At 69.3% G+C, this 17,609-nt stretch carries 13 protein-coding genes and 1 pseudogene; 11 read left to right on the forward strand and 3 right to left on the reverse strand.

What is annotated here, in order from left to right; genetic code table 11:
- The first annotated feature begins 1 nt into the window (after window position 1).
- The 5 genes from F4554_RS24825 to F4554_RS24845 all read left to right on the forward strand — a co-directional run bounded on the left by F4554_RS24825 (window position 2) and on the right by F4554_RS24845 (window position 6,455).
- Window positions 2-1,399 carry an FAD-dependent oxidoreductase gene (locus F4554_RS24825; protein WP_179789808.1) on the forward strand — a complete coding sequence of 466 codons (1,398 nt, stop codon included), beginning with the start codon at window positions 2-4 and terminating at the stop codon, window positions 1,397-1,399.
- A 21-nt stretch (window positions 1,400-1,420) separates the two neighbouring features.
- Window positions 1,421-3,568: a hydantoinase/oxoprolinase family protein gene (locus F4554_RS24830; protein WP_179789809.1), complete on the forward strand. Its 2,148-nt coding sequence runs from the start codon at window positions 1,421-1,423 to the stop codon at window positions 3,566-3,568.
- Complete coding sequence (locus tag F4554_RS24835) at window positions 3,565-4,194, forward strand: hypothetical protein (protein ID WP_202889452.1); 630 nt, start codon at window positions 3,565-3,567, stop codon at window positions 4,192-4,194. The genes F4554_RS24830 and F4554_RS24835 overlap by 4 nt, the downstream gene beginning before the upstream one ends.
- A 14-nt stretch (window positions 4,195-4,208) precedes the next feature.
- Entirely contained in the window at window positions 4,209-5,498 is a 1,290-nt protein-coding gene (locus tag F4554_RS24840) for a transporter (RefSeq protein ID WP_179789810.1), read from the forward strand.
- A gap of 126 nt (window positions 5,499-5,624) precedes the next feature.
- On the forward strand, window positions 5,625-6,455 hold the full coding sequence (locus tag F4554_RS24845; RefSeq protein ID WP_179789811.1) for an alpha/beta fold hydrolase: 831 nt from the start codon (window positions 5,625-5,627) through the stop codon (window positions 6,453-6,455).
- An 8-nt stretch (window positions 6,456-6,463) separates the two neighbouring features.
- On the opposite strand, the gene F4554_RS24850 is transcribed toward F4554_RS24845, so the two are convergent.
- Window positions 6,464-8,143 (reverse strand): penicillin-binding transpeptidase domain-containing protein, encoded by a 1,680-nt coding sequence (locus F4554_RS24850; RefSeq protein ID WP_337796191.1) that lies wholly within the window; start codon window positions 8,141-8,143, stop codon window positions 6,464-6,466.
- Window positions 8,144-8,229: 86 nt separating this feature from the next.
- On the opposite strand from F4554_RS24850, the gene F4554_RS24855 reads away from it, so the two are divergent.
- The 6 genes and pseudogenes from F4554_RS24855 to F4554_RS32605 all read left to right on the forward strand — a co-directional run.
- Window positions 8,230-9,162 carry a LysR family transcriptional regulator gene (locus F4554_RS24855; RefSeq protein WP_179789813.1) on the forward strand — a complete coding sequence of 311 codons (933 nt, stop codon included), beginning with the start codon at window positions 8,230-8,232 and terminating at the stop codon, window positions 9,160-9,162.
- Complete coding sequence (locus F4554_RS24860) at window positions 9,159-10,058, forward strand: serine hydrolase (RefSeq protein ID WP_179789814.1); 900 nt, start codon at window positions 9,159-9,161, stop codon at window positions 10,056-10,058. The genes F4554_RS24855 and F4554_RS24860 overlap by 4 nt, the downstream gene beginning before the upstream one ends.
- 174 nt (window positions 10,059-10,232) lie before the next feature.
- A complete protein-coding gene (locus F4554_RS24865; protein WP_179789815.1) occupies window positions 10,233-11,288 on the forward strand; it encodes an amidohydrolase family protein in 1,056 nt (351 codons plus the stop codon).
- 30 nt (window positions 11,289-11,318) lie between these two features.
- Window positions 11,319-12,392 (forward strand): amidohydrolase family protein, encoded by a 1,074-nt coding sequence (locus F4554_RS24870; RefSeq protein ID WP_179789816.1) that lies wholly within the window; start codon window positions 11,319-11,321, stop codon window positions 12,390-12,392.
- Between the two features lie 18 nt (window positions 12,393-12,410).
- On the forward strand, window positions 12,411-12,896 hold the full coding sequence (locus F4554_RS24875) for a Rieske (2Fe-2S) protein (protein ID WP_179789817.1): 486 nt from the start codon (window positions 12,411-12,413) through the stop codon (window positions 12,894-12,896).
- Between the two features lie 29 nt (window positions 12,897-12,925).
- Window positions 12,926-13,120: pseudogene (locus F4554_RS32605) on the forward strand (IclR family transcriptional regulator domain-containing protein); the annotation flags it as partial.
- 42 nt (window positions 13,121-13,162) lie between these two features.
- Here the strand turns inward: F4554_RS32605 and F4554_RS32610 are convergent.
- A complete protein-coding gene (locus tag F4554_RS32610) occupies window positions 13,163-15,766 on the reverse strand; it encodes a hypothetical protein (protein WP_238341396.1) in 2,604 nt (867 codons plus the stop codon).
- Between the two features lie 102 nt (window positions 15,767-15,868).
- The gene (locus F4554_RS24885; protein WP_179789818.1) at window positions 15,869-17,602 is read right to left on the reverse strand and encodes a GH39 family glycosyl hydrolase; all 1,734 of its coding nucleotides are present in this window, start codon (window positions 17,600-17,602) and stop codon (window positions 15,869-15,871) included.
- Between the last annotated feature and the right edge of the window lie 7 nt (window positions 17,603-17,609).

A 17,609-nucleotide genomic window follows, 5' to 3' on the forward strand; every position in this document is an offset into this window, starting at 1 on the left:
CATGACCTACCACACGCTCACCTACACGCGCGAGATCCCGCTGTCGGAGCAGGAGGACGTCCTGGTCGCAGGCGGCGGCCCGGCGGGGATCGCGGCGGCCGTCGCCGCCGCCAGGCTGGGGGCCCGCACCCGCCTGGTCGACCAGCACGGCTTCCTCGGCGGCAACCTCACCGCCGGCCTGGTCGGCCCCTGCATGACCTCGTTCTCCCTGGACGGCAAGGAGCAGCTCATCCGAGGCGTGTTCGACGAGTTCGTACGCCGGATGGCCGAAACTGGTGAGGCGCTGCACCCGTCGCAGACGCACGCCGGAGACGAGTACGCCGGTTTCATCGAGTACGGCCACGACAAGGTGACGCCGTTCGAGCCGGAGGCCGCGAAGACGGTCGCCCTGGCGATGTGCGCCGAGGCCGGTGTCGAACTCTCACTCCACTCCTTCGTCACCGACACTCTGGTCGAGAACGGACAGGTGTCGGGGATCGTCGTGGCCACCAAGAGCGGCCTGCGAGGTCTGCGGGCCAAGGTCACCGTGGACTGCACCGGCGACGGCGACGTGGCAGCGCGCGCCGGCGCGGAAGTGGAGTTCGGCCGAGCGTCTGACGGGCTCGTGCAACCGATGACGTTGTTCTTCCGGGTGCAGGGCATCGACGACGAGACCGTGCATGCTTATGTGCGGGATCACCCTGAGGACGTTCGTCCGTTCGCCGGCATCGTCGCCTGTGCTCGAGAAGCCGGCCGCTTCCCGTCGCCACGCCGCGGTGTCGGCCTTTACAAGACCCTTCGCCCGGGCGTGTGGAGGATCAACACCACGCGGATCCTCGGCCGGGACGGGACCGACGTCGACGACCTCACCTCGGCCGAGGTGGAGGGCCGCGCACAGGTCACCGCGCTGATGGAGTTCTTCCGTACGGAACTCCCCGGCTTCGCCGACGCGAGCCTGCTCGACACCGCCACCACCATCGGCGTACGGGAGACCAGACGCGTCGTGGGCGACTACGTGCTCACGATCGACGACCTGCGCACCGGCCGTCACTTCGACGACGTGATCGCACTGTGCGCCTACCCGGTGGACATCCACGACCCGACCGGATCCGGTGGCGGGGTGGCACCGGAGTACGGCACTGCCAACGCGTACGAGATTCCCTACCGTTCACTACTCCCCCGTGGCTTGGACGGCGTGATGGTGGCGGGCCGCTGCGTCTCGGCAAGTCACGAGGCACTCGGCGCGATCCGGGTGATGCCGCCGGCCTTCGCGATGGGCGAGGCGGCGGGCACCGCCGCTGCCCTCGCGGCGAGGTCCGGCAGGTCAGCCCGCGACCTACCCACACCCGAACTCCAGCACCAACTGCTCGCCCAGGGCGCCTACCTCGGTGAGCCGGCACCGGGCAGTCCGGTGTCCTGACAACCACCTCCGGAGAGCTTCATGGCGAACACACAGCCACAAGCCATCAGGGTCGGTATCGATGTCGGGGGGACGTTCACCGACGCCGTGGCGATCGACGCCGCCACGCTCGAACTCGTCGGCCAGGCCAAGGTCCTCACGACACACACCCACGAGGAGGGAGTGGCCCGCGGCATCATCGATGCCCTGCACCAGCTCCTTCGCCGCACCGGCCGGGACGCCGGTGATGTCGTCTTCCTCGCCCACGGCACGACCCAGGCGACCAACGCCCTGCTGGAGGGGGACGTCGCGAAGGTCGGGCTGGTCGGTCTCGGACGCGGGCTGGACGGCTGGCGAACGCGTTCTCTCGCCCGACTGGGACGTCTCCAGCTGGCACCGGAAAAGCATCTGCCCGTCGTCTACGAGCACGCCCGAAACCGTGGGGCGGTAGATGCCGCGGTCAAGCAAGTACTCAGTGCCGGCGCGCAGGTCATCGTCGGCGTCGAGGCCTTCAGCGTCGACGACCCGACCGGTGAGCAAGCAGTGGTTGACGCGGCCACCCGCGACGGCATTCCGGCCACCGCCACGCATGTCATCAGCAAGCTGTACGGCCTGTCCAAGCGGGCCCGCACGGCTGCGGTGAACGCGAGCATCCTGCCCCGCATGCTTGCCACCGCCGAACTCGTCCAGTCAAGTATCGAGAAGGCAGGCATCACCGCTCCGTTGATGGTGATGCGCTGCGACGGCGGAGTGATGTCGCTCGCGGAGATGCGCGAGCGTCCGCTGCTCACGATCCTCAGCGGTCCGGCGGCCGGCGCCGCCGGTGCCCTGCTCGGAGAACGAGTCGGTGAGGGCGTCTTCCTGGAGACCGGTGGCACCTCCACCGACATCAGCGTCATCCGGGAGGGCCGGGTCGCCGTCGCATATGCGAAAGTGGGCGGCTACGACACCTACCTGAAGGCCCTGGACGTTCGTACCGTGGGCATCGGTGGTGGATCGCTCGCCCGCCTGGACGGACGACGCGTTACCGACGTCGGTCCCCGCAGCGCCCACATCGCCGGCCTCGGCTACGCCTGCTATGCCGAGCAGTCGCAGCTGTCCGGCGCCCGGCTCACGCTCGTCGCTCCGATGCCCGGCGACCCGGCCGACTACGTGGTCGTGGAGAGCACACACGGGCGTTACGCCATCACCGTGACCTGTGCCGCGAACGCACTGGGCCTGATACCTGCCGGCGACCACGCCTATGCCGATCCTAAACCGGCGAGGGCCGCGTTCGAGCCGTTGGCGCGGGCGATGGGTACCGACGTCGACGGGGCTGCACGCGCCGTACTCGACCGAGCCGGCCGGCCCGTCCAGAAGGTGGTCGAGGAACTCGCCAAGGACTACCAACTCGACCGTGACGACCTGCTTCTCGTCGGCGGTGGCGGCGGCGCCGCGGCGGTGACGCCGCATGTCGCGCGCACGCTGAGGGCGCAGGCGCGTCTCGCGGAGAACGCCGCCGTCATCAGTCCGATCGGTGTGGCCCTGGCCCTGGTCCGCGACACCATTGAGCGCGTGGTCCCCGAACCCAACCAGGCCGACCTGCTGTCCGTACGGGCCGAGGCCGAGCGGGCGATCCTGCGCCAGGGTGCGTCCCCGGACAGCATCGAGGTGGACGTGACCGTCGACCCGCAGCGCAACATCGTCTCCGCTGTCGCCACAGGCGCCACGGAGTTTCGTACCCGCCAGCACATGCCCGGGTCGACCGATGGTGAGGCAGCTTTGAAGGCAGTGGCCCGGCACCTGCGGGTAGCGCCTGGTGCTCTGACCGAAGCAGGGAGCACCGACAACCTTCGGGTACTGACAGCGGTTCGACGACGCACCGGGCCGCTGCGCTTCGTGACCTCACCCAGACACCCGGCGGCGGTGGTCGACGGGGACGGCATCGTGCGGTTCCACGCTCCGGACGCCCGCGTCCGGCAGACGACCGTGGAGCAGGCCCGGGGCGCCCTCGGCCGAATGCTGGACGAACTCACGTCCTACGGCGACGGAGGTGCACGCATTCCGGCCGTGCAACTCCTGCTCGGTGGCCGGCTGGTCAACCTCGCCGGTGTCACCCAGGCGGCTCAGGCGCTGGCACTCGCCGACAGCGAGCTCTCGGGTCGGCCGGACCAGGAGAAGGCTGTCCTGGTGGCAGAGGAGCGCGCATGAGCGTGGCGTCCTTCTCCGATGACGTACTCGGTCGTTGTGCGGCCCTCGGTGAGCGTTCGGACGAGGAACTCGGGGCGGACCAGCTGGGCATGCTGGATGTGCACGCGACCCGGGACCGAGCGACGCTGCGCACCTGGGCGAAGCGAGCACACTCCTACGGTGAGGAGCTCGGAGCATCGGCTGCCGCCGAACCAGGTTTCCCGGGTGCCGGCGAACGGCTTCAGGTACGCGAGGCTGACGGAGGAATCGAGGTCGGCCGGATCCTGCTGGCGGAGTACCTCAGCCGGCCCGCATCGGTGGTTCTTCACCGTGATGCCCTTACGCTCGCCGAGGAGCTGATCGACGTACTCGGCTGGCAGGGCTGGTACCCCCCAGGATCCGTGCGGAAGGCCGCCCTCGCGCACGAGTACGCGCACGAACAGTTGCAGCGGCCGAACAGACGCGAGCTGAAGAACCGGATCGGGTACGTGGCGGTGCGCCTCGGACATTGGCAGCTGCACGGCCATGTGGTCGGTGCGGACGAGATCGCCGCGCACGGGTACGCCAAAGAACGGGTCGGGCTGGGACGGTCGCCACTGGCGCTCACAGCCGCCCTCGGTGAGATCGCGGCCACCGGCCGCGGGTGAAAGGAGGCGCGGAGATGGGCATCGCGATCTTGTTGATGATGGCGGTCGGTGTCGGACTGATGCTGACCCGGAAGGTCCCAACGGCGTTCGTGCTGGTACTGCTCAGCGTGGTGATCGCCTTCATGGCGGGTGCGCCGCTGATGGGTGAGAAGAACAGCGTCACCACCACGGTCCTGCAGGAAGGTGCGGTGGCCCTGGCCGCGACGATGGCCGCCATCATCATCGGTTCCTGGCTGGGATCGATCATGGGCGAGTCCGGCATCGCGTCCACGCTGATCCGCAAGACAGTCGAGCTCGGGGGCGACCGCCCGTACGTCGTTGCGCTGGGCGTCTTCGTGGTAGGCATCCTGGTCGGAACCGTCACCGGCTCGGCACCGGCGGCGATGCTCATCGGGATCATCGGAATCCCGACGATGATCGCCATGGGAGTGCCGCCCACCACGGCCGCGGGCACGGTGCTGTTCGGCATGTGCGCGGGAATCCCGTTCGAACTCATCTCCTGGCAGTACCTCTCCCAGACGCTCGGAGTCTCCATCGCCGTCGTCCGCGACTTCCAGCTCCGGCTGTTCCCGATCGCGGTGGCGTTCGGAGTGGCGTACGTGCTGATCGAGTCCCGTCGGCGCGGTGTACGCCACAACTGGGCGGCAATCGCACCCACGCGAGCCAGGGAGGGCCGAGCGGAGAGAGGTCCACGACGGGACGCACCGTGGTACGCGCTGCTCACACCGCTGGTGCCTATCGTGCTTGCGCTCGTTCTCGAGGTGCCGATCATTCCGGCCTTGCTGGTCGGTGTGTGCTATGCCCTGGTGACGACCGTCCCACTTCGCCAGGTGCCGACGGTGGGGCTGCGCACCCTCCACCGCAGCTTCGAAACGGCGGTACCCCCTCTGCTGCTGTTCGCCGCCATCGGCATTCTGCTCGCGGCAGTGAAGCTTCCGGGCGCGGTCACCGCCTTACGTCCCATCGTGTCCGCGGTCATCCCGACCAACCCGATCCTGTTCGTCGTGGTCCTAGGGCTCCTCACGCCGCTGTGTTTGTACCGCGGGCCGTTCAACATCTACGGCATGGGCGCAGGGCTGGCCGGCGTGCTGACCGCGAGCGGCGTGTATGCCCCACAGGTCGTGCTCGGCATCATGGCGTCCTACAACCAGACGCTCGGTGTCTCGGATCCGACCAGCACGCAGACGGTGTGGAGCGCGGGTTTCGCCGGCGTCCGGGTCGAGAGAGTGATGCTGCGGACCCTCCCCTACACCTGGCTGCTGGCCGTCTGCGGGCTGGTGCTCACAGCCTGGCGATTCATGTAGAAGGTGCGGCGTAGTCAGTCGGTGGGCTCAAGGAAGAGAAGGGACGCTGCCGGAACAGCAGAACGTTCTGGTCACCGGCCCGCGCAGCCGTGCCAGCGCAGGCCGCCGTGGGTAGGGTGAGGTGCCATGCCCCTCGACCTGACGCCGATCGACGCCCGCGGACTCACCTTCGACGTGGCGGCCGGCGGACCGGAGGACGGTCCGGCGGTCCTGCTGCTGCACGGCTTCCCTCAGCACGCCGGCGAGTGGGATCAGGTGGTCCCGTCGCTGCACGCCGCCGGTCTGCGCAGCTACGCGCTCAACCAGCGGGGCTACTCGCCCGGAGCCCGGCCGGCCGCGGTCGAGGACTACCGGCTGGCCGAGTGCGTCGCCGACGCGTTGGCGGTACTGGACGCGCTGGACGTCGACGTCGCGCACGTCGTCGGCCACGACTGGGGTGCGATGGTCGCCTGGCACCTCGCCGCCGGGCACCCTGACCGGGTACGCACCCTGACCGCGGTGTCGGTGCCGCACCCGGCGGCGTTCGCGCAAGCTCTCGCGACCGACGCGGACCAGCGTGAGCGCTCGTCGTACATCCAGCTGTTCCGGCAGCCCGGCAAGGCCGAGCAGATGTTGCTCGCCGACGACGCGGCAGCGCTGCGCGGGGTGCTCGCCGACGTCGGCGCGGACCGGATCGACTCCTATGTCGAGCCAATGCGCGATCCGGCCGCGCTGACCGCGGCACTGAACTGGTACCGGGCGATGTCCCTCGACGATGTGGCCGGCCCGGTCACCGTGCCGACCACGTACGTCTGGAGCGACGGCGACGTCGCGGTCGGCCGCACCGCCGCCGAGTTGTGCGCCGCCCACGTCACCGGCGACTACCGGTTCGTGGCCCTGAACGGGGTGACGCACTGGATCCCGGACGAAGGGCCGACCGCGGTCGCCGAGGCGGTACTGGCCCGGATCGCCGATTGATCAGCCGGTCAGGAAGTCCCGCCACCGGTGAGGTTCGCGAGGAACGCCCGCGCGACCGGCCCGGCGTCGGAGCCTCCGGAACCACCGCCCTCGAGGAGGACCGCCCACGCGATGTCGCTGTCCCCCTGGTAGCCGATCATCCAGGCATGGGTGCGCGGCGGAGTCTCGTCGCCGTACTCCGCGGTGCCGGTCTTGGCGTGCGGCCGGCCGGGTAGGCCCCGCAGCGCCTTGCCCGCGCCCTCGGTGACGACCGAGCGCATCATCGACCGGAGGTCGGCGACGACGTTCGGGTCGAGCGACTCCGTTGCCTGGTAGGGATGACGGACCGCCGCGGGCACCAGCCTGGGCTGGACGAACTTCCCGTTCTTCACCGTGGCGGCGACCGACGCCATCACCAGCGGCGAGGCGAGGACGCGACCCTGACCGATCATCGAGGCGGCCTTGTCGTTGACGTCGCTGTTCACCGGTACGGATCCGTCGTACGTGCTCACGCCGGTGTCCCAGGTGCCGCCGATGCCGAACGCTGCCGCGGCCCTCGCGAGGGCGTCGTCGTCGATTCGGACGCGGGCCCGCACGAACGCGGTGTTGCAGGAGTGGGCGAACGCGTCCCGGAACGTCGACCCCGGAGGCAGCGTGAACTCGTCCTGGTTGGTGAAGCGGTAGCCGTTCACCCATTCGAACCTGGGACAGTCGAGGTGCTCCGAGGGGCGCAGGCCGGTCCGGAGCAGGGCGGCGGAGGTGATCACCTTGAACGTGGATCCCGGCGGATACTCCCCGACCAGAGCACGGTTGTACCCGCCGGGCCGGTTCGCGACGGCCAGGATGTCGCCGGTGGACGGCTTGAGCGCGACGATCGATGCCGGGACGGCGACTCCTTCGAGCGCGCCGGCCGCCGCGCGCTGCACGTCCGGGTCGATCGTGGTGCGCACGTCCTCGCCGTGCCGGGTGGCAGCGGGCCTTTGGAGCGGCTTCACCGCATGGCCGGTCTGCCGGTCGGTGATCGCGATCGCGTACGCCTGTCCGGACCCGCCGAGCCGTTCGTCGTAGCGCTTCTGCAGGCCGGACACCCCCACGCCGTTCTCGTCCACCCGCCCGACCAGTGAGGCCGCGCTGAGAACGTCACCGTCGCGGTCGAGCACCGATCCGCGCGTCGACATCTTCGCGACGGCAAGGGTCTGACCCGCTTCGAGCTTCGGGTGAACCGTGGACGGCTCGAAGTGGACGACCTCCCGGCCACCGGAGGTCTCCACGATCCGCGCCTTCGAGCCGTACGTGAACCCACCGACCCGCGGCACCTTCAGCCGTACGGTGAAAGGAACGGTCACGGACCTGCTGTCGCCACGGTCACTCTCGCTCGCGCTCGGCCGGCCGACGTCGATCGTGAATGCCGTCGGTGCCAGGTTTCGGTGAACGGACGCAAGCAGCGACGCCGCAGCCGTTGGGCTGTCGGTGAGCTTTCCCGCCGCGGCCCACCGGCCTTTCTCCCAGTCCGTCGCGAACGCGTTCATCCGGTGTTCGGCGCGCGCGGTCGATTCCCGCTCCGCGGCCCGCCCGGGGGCGCCGAAGAGCATCAGGGCGCCGCCCGCTCCCCCGACGACCAGCAGTGTCACGGCGACGCCCCCCACGATGGCCCGGAACCGTCGCCGCCGGCGGCGCTGCTCCCGTTCCCACTCCGTCACAAGTTCCACTCGGTGATCAAACAGGATCGACCGGGGCTCGCGCCAATATGGATATCGTCCGTCAGACCTAACCTTGTTGGATATCATCCCTGCTCATGGACATGGTGCGGCATCTGGAGTACTTCACGGCGATCGCTGCAGAAGGACACTTCGGGCGGGCCGCCCAGCGGCTTCGGATGCGGCAGCCTCCGCTGTCGCAGGGGTTGCGGCGACTCGAGGACGAGCTCGGCACCCGGCTCTTCGACCGGGACAGTCAGGGCGTACGCCTCACCGAGGCGGGCCGCGCGCTGCTGCCCACAGCCCAGCGAGTACTCGACGAGGTGCAGCAGCTGCACCTCCTGGCGAGGCGGCAGCGCAACCCGGAGCGGGAACTCCTCCGGATCCGCGTCGCTTCGGGCCTGGGTCGCGGCCACTACGCGCAGGTGGTCGCCGCGTGCCGGCGGGCCGCCCCGGAGGCGGACATCGAGGTGAGCGAGCAGACCACCCGGGACCTGATCCGGGACCTGCTCGGTACGCGCGCCGACCTCGGCGTCCTCCGCGAGCCCGTCGTCTCGCGCGGACTCACCCTCGGCCCGACGCTGGAGGTGCCGCTGCGCTGTCTCGTACCCGACGACGGATCCGTCCGCGAAGCCCTCCGGCTCCGCGACCTGGCCGGGTACGAACTGCTGCTCCCGGCCCGCGACCAGGCGCCCGCCGCGCACGACGACCTCCTGGCGATGTGCGAGCGGCACGGGTTCCTGCCACGCGCCGTCCGGGAGATGTCGGACGAGCGGGTCGCACGCGGGCTCATCGCGGCGGGCGGGGTGGTCGCGTTCACGACCGATCCACCCGGCTCGGGCGAAGGGGTCCGGATCGTACGCCTGGACGGCGATCCGCTCGCACTTTCCCTCCGGGTGGCGTGGGCCGGAAACCTGACCGGCCCAGCCCGGCGGCTGCCCGACGTACTCCAGGAGGTGCTCGGCGCGCCCCGTCGGTCGGGCGGCCTCGGCCCGGCACCCCGACCGGTCTCGGAGGTGCCCGCGCCATGACCCCCACGACCAGCGCGGAGAGCCTGGCTGTCCGGCAGTGTTTCGAGGACGCGGGCGTCTGGGGCTGGCTGCACGCCGTCGACCTGCACGACGAGGACCGCCAGATCGGCCTCCATGCGGACGAGCAGGTCGCGTTGGCCTCGGTGTTCAAGCTGCCCCTGCTTGCCGCGTACGCGCGAATGGTCGACGCCGGCGAGCTCGATCCGGCGTCGACCGTCACGCTCGAACCCTCGCGGCGCACGCCCGGAAGCACTGGCTTCGCCGCGATGGCCGATCCCGTCACCGTCTCCTGGCGTGACCTCGCCCGGTCGATGATCGCGGTCAGCGACAACGCCGCCGCGGACGAACTCCTCGACGCCGTGGGACTCCACCGGGTCAGTGCGCTGCTCGACGACCTCGGCCTGCACCAGACCAGGATCACCGGAGGTTCCCGGGACCTGTTCGACGCGGTGCTCCGGGAGAGTGGCCGCCCCACCCTGGCCGAGGCGATCGCGTGGCTGCGGGACACGGGCACCATGGACCAGATACCCGTCCTCGATCCGGCGGATCCCGTCAGCAGTGTCGGCACCTGCCAGGACCTGACCCGCCTGCTCGCGGCGATCTGGGCCGACCGCGCGGCGTCACCGGGTCAGTGTGCGTACATGCGGACGGTGCTCGCCCAGCAGATCTGGACCCAGCGGCTCGCGGCGGCCTTCCCCTTCGACGACGTGGTGGTGGCCGGCAAGACCGGGACCTTCGTCGCCCTTCGGCACGAGGTCGGCGTGGTGGAGTACCCGAACGGCGAGGCGTACGCCGTGGCGGTGTTCACCCGGTCCCCGCGAAACAGGCTGATCCTCCCCGCCGCCGACGCCGCCATCGCGCGCGCCGCCAAGATCGCGGTCGCCGGCCTGCGCTGACCACCTGCGCGCCGACGCAGGCACCACAGCACATGGTCAGGCTTCGGCCGTGGCGGAACCTTGACGTCGTGGGAGAGCGTGGTGAGGCTGTCACAAGGTGGAACTCGCGTTCCACGACCAGGACCTACGACAACGAACGACAACCGCACAGGTGCTTCCACGAGGACGACGAAGATGACGACTCCGTCCGACACCGTGACTCCGGGCCGCCTCCCGCGATGGGAGGACGCCGAGGTGGTGGACTGCGATGTGCGCGTCACCGTCTCCTCCGTCGAGGTCCTCACGCCCTTCCTCGAACCGCGGTGGCAGGACTACATGGCGGAAAGTGGTGTGCGGACGATCGGCTCGGGAAGGTACCCGACACTCCCCGGCGCGTCGACTGACCTCCATCTGCTCCGCGACCGCCTTCTCGATCCCTGGCAGACCAGCCATGCCGTACTGAACTGTGGGTCGGAGATCTCGTCGATCCACAACGAGGACTGGGCGCTGGCCATGGCCAGAGCTGTCAACGACTGGTTGGCGACCGAGTGGCTCGCCCACGACCCACGGCTGCGCGGCTCGATCGTCGTACCACTGCAGAATCCCGGCTCGGCTGCCGAGGAGATCGAACGGCTCGCCCAGCATCGGGGCTTCGTCCAGGTCCTGCTACCGGTCCGTGCCGAGGCGCCGCTCGGGAAACGGCGGTACTGGCCGATCTACGAGGCCGCCGAGCGGCACAGCCTGGCGGTCGGCATCTTCGCCGGCGGCACCAGCGGCAACCCCTCGACTCCGGTGGGTTGGCCGTCGTACTACCTCGAGGACTACGTGTCCTACGCACAGGCGTTCCAGGCCCAGGTGGTCAGCCTGGTGAGCGAGGGCGTCTTCACTAAGTATCCCAACCTCAGGGTGGTGCTCACCGAGGCCGGCTTCACCTGGCTGCCCGGCCTGATGTGGCGGTTCGACAAGAACTGGAAGGGGTTACGCCGCGAGGTCCCGTGGGTGGATCGGCCACCCTCGCAGATCATTCGCGACCACGTACGGCTCACGACCCAGCCGCTCGACGAGCCGGACAACTCCAGGCACCTGGTCGAGACGATCGAGCAACTCGGCTCGGACGAGCTGCTGATGTTCGCCACCAACTATCCGCACTGGCAGTTCGACTCCGACGAGGGCGTGCTCCCGTCCGGTCTGCGGCCCGAGGTCGAGCGCAGAATCCTTGCGGGCAACGCTCACGACACCTACCGGCTCTGAACAACCACGGCGACGACGAGAGGACACGTCATGGTCGCGACCGCCACAAGGAACCGCGGCATGGTGGTCGACTGCGACATCCACAACTCGACCTGGCCGGGTGCGCTCGACCCCTACCTGTCCGCACGCTGGCGCAGGCACGGCGAGCTCTTCGGATCACGGACTCATCCCGGATCGCTGTACCCCAAGGGAAGTCCGGCCGCTGCCCGCCACGACGCCTGGCCGCCGTCGGGCAGACCACCGGGCGGCGACCTGGAGTTCATGCGCACGCAGCACCTTGATCCGGAGGGTATCGAGTACGGCATCCTGAACTGCCTCGGGGCCGCGGGCACCCAGCTCAACGCGGAGTACGCCTCGGCGCTGTGCCGGGCCACCAACGAGTGGCAGATCGCCGAGTGGCTGGAGAAGGAGCCGCGGCTGCGGGCGGGCATCGCTGTGCCGTACGAGGACGCCGAACTCGCGGTCGAGCAGATCGACCGGTTCGCCGACCAACCCGGCTTCGTCCAGGTGCTGCTGATCGCCCGTACGGCTGAACCACTCGGCCGGCGCAAGTACTGGAAGATCTACGAGGCCGCCGAACGCCACGGCCTTCCGGTGGGCATCCACTTCGGCGGTGGCGCCCGCGGTGTACCGGTCACCGCCTCGGGCTGGCCGTCGTACTACATCGAGGACCACACCGACATGGCTCAGGCGTTCCAGGCGCACGTGGTGAGCCTCGTCTGCGAAGGGGTGTTCGAGCGCTTCCCCGGCCTGCGGGTCGTCCTCATCGAGGGCGGCTTCGCCTGGCTTCCGCCGCTGATGTGGCGGCTCGACAAGCACTGGCGCCGGCTCAGGGACGAGGTCCCGCAACTGACGCGGCGGCCGTCGGAGTACATCCGCGAGCACGTCTGGGTCACCACCCAGCCGATCGAGGAGCCGCACGATCCGCGCGACATCCGTACGGTCCTGGAACACCTCGGCGGCCCGGACCGGGTGATGTTCTCCACCGACTATCCGCACTGGGACTACGACGATCCCGACCGGGCGTTCCGGGTTCGGCTGCCGGAGGAGGACCGGCAACGGATCTTCTTCCGCAACGCCAAGGAACTGTACGGGCTCCGGTGACTTCGAAGGACGTGGACGATGCCGATGTACGTGGTCGCGAAGGTGGACGACATACCGCCCGGACAGCGGAGGATCGTCACGGTCGAGGGCCGGTCGATCGGCGTCTTCAACGTCGGCGGAGACTTCTACGCGATCCGCAACCAGTGCCCCCACGAGGGCGGTCCGCTGTGCGAGGGCGTCGTCTCCGGGCTGGTGAGCTCGAAGGTCCCAGGAGAGTACGACTACGTACGGCGTGGTGAGATCGTGCGATGTCCGTGGCATCAGTGGGAGTTCGACATCAGGTCCGGGCAGTCGTGGTTCGACCCCGCGAAGACCAGGGTCGCGACGTACGAGACCACGATCGAGACCACGATCGAGACCACGATCGAGACCCCCGCCGTGACGAACCGGAGCGCCACGACAGCCGAGGATGACCTGGACGCTGCCGGATACCAGAGGGGACCGTACGCTGCCGAGACGTACCGCGTCGAGGTCGACCAGCGGCTGGTGGTCCTCCACCTGTGACGCAGGCGCCTGACAGCCCGCATACCGGCGTGGGCAAGGCGCTGTTGGCACTGAAGTCCGACGAGGAGGTCCGGGCCATTCTGGACCGCACCGGCATGCCGGCCCGCACCCCCCGCACCCCCCGCACCATCACCCGTCGACGGAGGTTCTTCGAGGAGCTCGCCACCATCAGGAAGCGCGTGTACGCCGTCGACGACGGGGAACAGGAGGTCGGGGTGCGCTGCGTCGCCCTCGCGGGACTTCTGCTCGTTCGTTGGGCACCGGGATCACTCCTGTCGCTGCCGGATCACGTGGTACGGCTGGTTGGCCAGCGTCCGGTCCAGGCCGGGAAGGAGCCACGCGTCGCCGCAGGAGTGGTGCACGGTGAAGTAGTAGACGAGGGCATGGTCGGAGTCGGTGTAGTCGCCGCCGACGCTCGCGCGGTAGGCGCCGGCACCTTCCCTGCCCATCTCGACGGTCCGGAAGTCCTCGCCCTGGTTGAGATGCCGGTAGTGGCAGACCACCGTTCCGTCGAACGACTCGCTCGGCGTGAGCTCGATCCGTACGTCCTCGGCCCGGACGAACGGCGATGGCGGAGTGTGCTCGAACCGGACCCGATCGGCCTCAGGCACCTGCGGAAGCTCCCGCCCCGCGGCAGCTCCAGCTGTCCTCGCCTGCCCGAACCGGCGTTCGAGGTCGGCGAGGTCCTCCTCGATCGCCGGTAGCCGGTCGGCCCAGTGACCGTGCTCGGAGCGCAGGTCGCCGAAGGTGAGGTCGGTCCGGTAGGCGCCGGTGGTCACCTCCACCACTCCGGCCCAGGCGTCTCGCGCCCGGCGATACGCGGCCACTGCCTCGCCCAGGTGGCCGGCGTCACCGGTCCGCTCGTACAGCGCGTACGCCACACCCGCCCGGAACCTGCCCGCGAAGAACCGGCCCAGCCCGGCCTGCGCCGCGACGTCGATCGCCACCCGCCGGAACTCCGGGTCGTCAGCCCGGGCGGACTTGTCCCGCGCCACCGCGAGGTTCTGCTCGGCCTCCTCCGCGAGCCGGTCCAGCCAGTCGGCCACCTCCACCGGCGAGTACCGCCCGTCGCGGCGCCCTGCCACGACGTCGTCGGCGAACTCGTCGGCCCGGTAGAACAGGCTGGGATCGAAAGAACTCACCCCACCGAACGTCGGCGGGGTCGCCGTATCGCCGCGATAGTGGTCGGCGTTCGGACCACCGGCGATCGGCATGTTGAGGTACATCTCCGGCCAGTAGCCGTTGTTCGACGCGCCGATGCCGTGCACGACGGTCACCAACGGCAGCACCCGGCTCGCCGGCGCCAGCGCGTTCTCGACGGCCTCGGCCGCGTCGCCGAACTCCGCCCGCAGGAACCGTCGCCACTGCTCCGGATCGGCTTCGGGGTCGTAGAGCAGGCGTCCCCACAGCCGATAGGAGTAGCGATACTTCCGCCAGTCCCGGCCGTCCAACCGCAAGGCCGGATCGGCGTAGGGATCTCTGCCGTTCGGTTCCCCGGTGTTCTTGCGTCCCTTGAAACTGAGGGGCTCGCACCACTCGATGCCCAGCGCGCCGCCGATCGTGCCCAGCCGGCCGTACCCGGCGGCGAGCACCGGATCTCCCCACAGCAACACTTTCTGGGTGCCCGGCCAGATTCGGAACACCAGCCCGACGTCGCTCCCTTCGCGCAAGAAGTCGCCGTAGCCGTACCGGGTGAACCGGCGCTGGTGCGCCGTGATCGCCATCAGTCCGGTACCGGGTTCCTTCGTGGCACGTTCGCGTTCGCGGATCGTCGTCTGGTGGTACGGCAGGCCCTGGTGCTCCGCCCAGTACTTCGCGGAGACGACCACCCGGCATCCGGTGCCGCGGGCGATGTCGAGCAGCGCCTCGTCCACACCCTTGGCGTGCATGTCGATCTCGATCGGGCGGCCCACGGTGGCGACCGCGCCCATCACCGTCTGCCAGAACGCCTCGTGGTCAGGCTCCGGGATGCCGCCCTCGTAGTGGACGCGCATCGTCAGGCCGTCGATCGACGGGCACTCCCGCAGCAGGAGGTTGAGCGCCGCCGCGCAGTACGCCGCGTGGTTGTCCGGGGTGATGCCGCTGACCGGATAGCGCGGCGCCGAGCCCTCACCCTGGTCGTCGGCGTGGTTCCACAGCCCGAGTTGGAAGTGGATGCCCCGCCGCTTCGCCTCGTCGCTGATGAACCGCAGCGTCGCGAGGTTGGCGTCGCGTTCCTCGGCCGGCACGTTGCCCACGCTGACGTCGAAGCCAGGAACGGCGAGCAGGAAGGGGTACGGGAAGCAGAAGTAGTTCTCCGTGGCCGGGTGATGCCCGTAGTTGTACTGCATGCCGAACGCGAGCTGGAAACGGTTGACCCGGTTGACGGCGAGCTCGGTGAGGTACTCCGACCAGAAGTCCCGGTCGTCGAACCACGGCTTGTCCTCGACATCGCTGGTGAACGTCCGCAGGATGCTGCGTACGGGCGTCACCGGCTGCCCGCTCTCCGGCTTGGTGCCGCGGAGCTCGGCCACGGGGTCGTCGGCATAGCGCACCCGGTCGGCCAGCTCGAGCACCCCGTACGCCACACCGCGTGCGTCGGCCCCGCTCACGCTCACCTGGCCATCGGCCCCGTCCGGGCGGCTGAGCTCGAAGGACTCCGCGGGGCCGCCGGCGTTCCCGCCGGCCACCCTGACCACCACGTCGGCCGAGTCCGGCGCCGGGCCGGCGTCGGCGCCCGACACCCGTCGCACGCCGACGCCGGCTGCTTCCAGGGCGTCGGTCAGCTGGTCGACCGACCACCGCACCGGAGACTCGTTCACCACCGGACTCGTGGGGTCCACGACGACAAGGACCGTCGCGGCGTGGTCATGACCGGCCGAAGCACTCATCGGTCGTCCCTCATTCCTGGGTCGTCAGCGTGCACGTCTGTCCGCGTGTGGAGGCCGACGGGTGCTCCGCGGTACTCGGCGGAGGCGCCGGACCTTGGTGACTCAAGATGCCGTTGAGGCGGTGGGCTCCAGAACCAGCAGCGACACGGCCGGCAGTGGAAGGGAGATGTCGAACGAGACACCGCCGGAGTCGGCCTCAACCGTTCGGGCGGGCTCGAACTCCTCCAGCCCCTGCCTCGCGGAGATCTCGGCGAGTTCCTTGTCGGACGGATCCTGCGGCGATCCCAGTGCCTTCCACACGGTGTGCGCGTTGCTGTGCTCGGCGTCGACCCGGTAGTGGCTTACCCGGAAAGTCCGTCCCGCCAGGTTACGCAAGGTCAGGTTGACGGTCGTCTCCTGCTCACTGGTGTGGTACTGGTCGTCGATGTGCCGCCACACCAGCGCCGCCACCGTTCCGTCCTCGGCGCGGGACGCCAGGACGTCGACCTCCTCGGGCATGCTGGACCCGTCGGTGTCGTCCAGCGCACGGACGTTCCAGGCCGCGTCGGAGGTCGCGTGGATCCGCTCCTCGCCGAGCAGCGACAGCATGCGGTACGCGTTCAGGAACGGCTTCTCGATCCCGCCCGCTGTGAGGAAGGATCGCGTCCCCTCGAAGAACCGCTCACCCTCGAAGTAGAAGCTCCACGAGGTCGCCCGCTGCACCTGCACGACCTCGTCGGCGTTGAGGTCGAGGATCTTCTTCATCAACTTGACCTGGAAGACGGGGTAGTACTCCGTGTTCTGGAACTCGTAGTTGCGGTTGTCGTAGCGGCCGAAGTGAGCCGGGACAGCGGCGTCACACTCGTCGACGATCGCCGGAAGGTCGCGGTAGGTCTCGTACGCAGCGATGGCGCGGTTGAACTCGCGCAGGTCGTACAGCATCTTCGTCGACGACGGGTTCAGCCGCTCGCTCGGCTGGCTGTCGACCGGGCGATACTCCCGGGTCGGGAAGCTGCATCCCTTTGTGTGGTAGGAGATGAAGTCCAGTGGCTCGTTCCGGCTCGAGGTGTAGTCCAGGAAATTCCGGAGAAACCCGAGGCCACCGCTGGTGACCGTCGGACCGCCGACCTTGGCGTTCGGGAGCACGTTGCGAACGGCTCGCGCGGTGACGGTGTAGAGCTCGTTGAACTGCTCCGGGGTGCCCCGCCAGTAGTTGATATCGGGTTCGTTCCACAGTTCCCACAACCAGGTGAGTACCTCGGCCTCGCCGTACCGCTCCAGGCAGTGGCGTACGAGCGCCTCGATCAGGCCGGCCCATCTGTCGTAGTCACGGGGCGGGTAGCCCCAGGTTCCGGCCTCGTAGGAGGTGTAGACGGTCGGGCTTGGCGTGACGGTGAGCTCGGCCGCCTCGGGCGGCACCAGGTCGCGTGGGGTGAAGCCGAGTTCGACGAGCAAGTGGTGGCCCGCGCCGACGATCGCGTCGTAGGCCTGGTCGACGATGGTGAAGTCGTAGTAGGGCTTACCGTCGTCGTCCTCGTGGTAGACGTTGCCCGAACCCCAGTGCGGAATGCCGAAACCGCTGCCTGAGCAGAAGACATAGTGCGGACGAACGTGGTAGCCACCACCGGAGAAGTCGGCGAACTTGCGGAGCAACCGTTTGCCGGTCGGCGTGTAGGTCCAGTTGATCTCGTCGTACCCGATGCTTTCCCAGACCCGGGTGAGAGGCCCCTCCACCGTGGAAGCGTCCACGTCGACACGCGCCCGCTGCACGTGCGGCGCATCGGGATCGCTGGGAGCCGCGGGCGGAAACGGCCCGAGCCGGACTCTGCTCACGTGCGCGGCGGACGTGGAGTTCATGACCCTG

The organism is Actinopolymorpha rutila (genome assembly GCF_013407855.1).
GTDB classification, from domain to species: Bacteria; Actinomycetota; Actinomycetes; order Propionibacteriales; family Actinopolymorphaceae; genus Actinopolymorpha; species Actinopolymorpha rutila.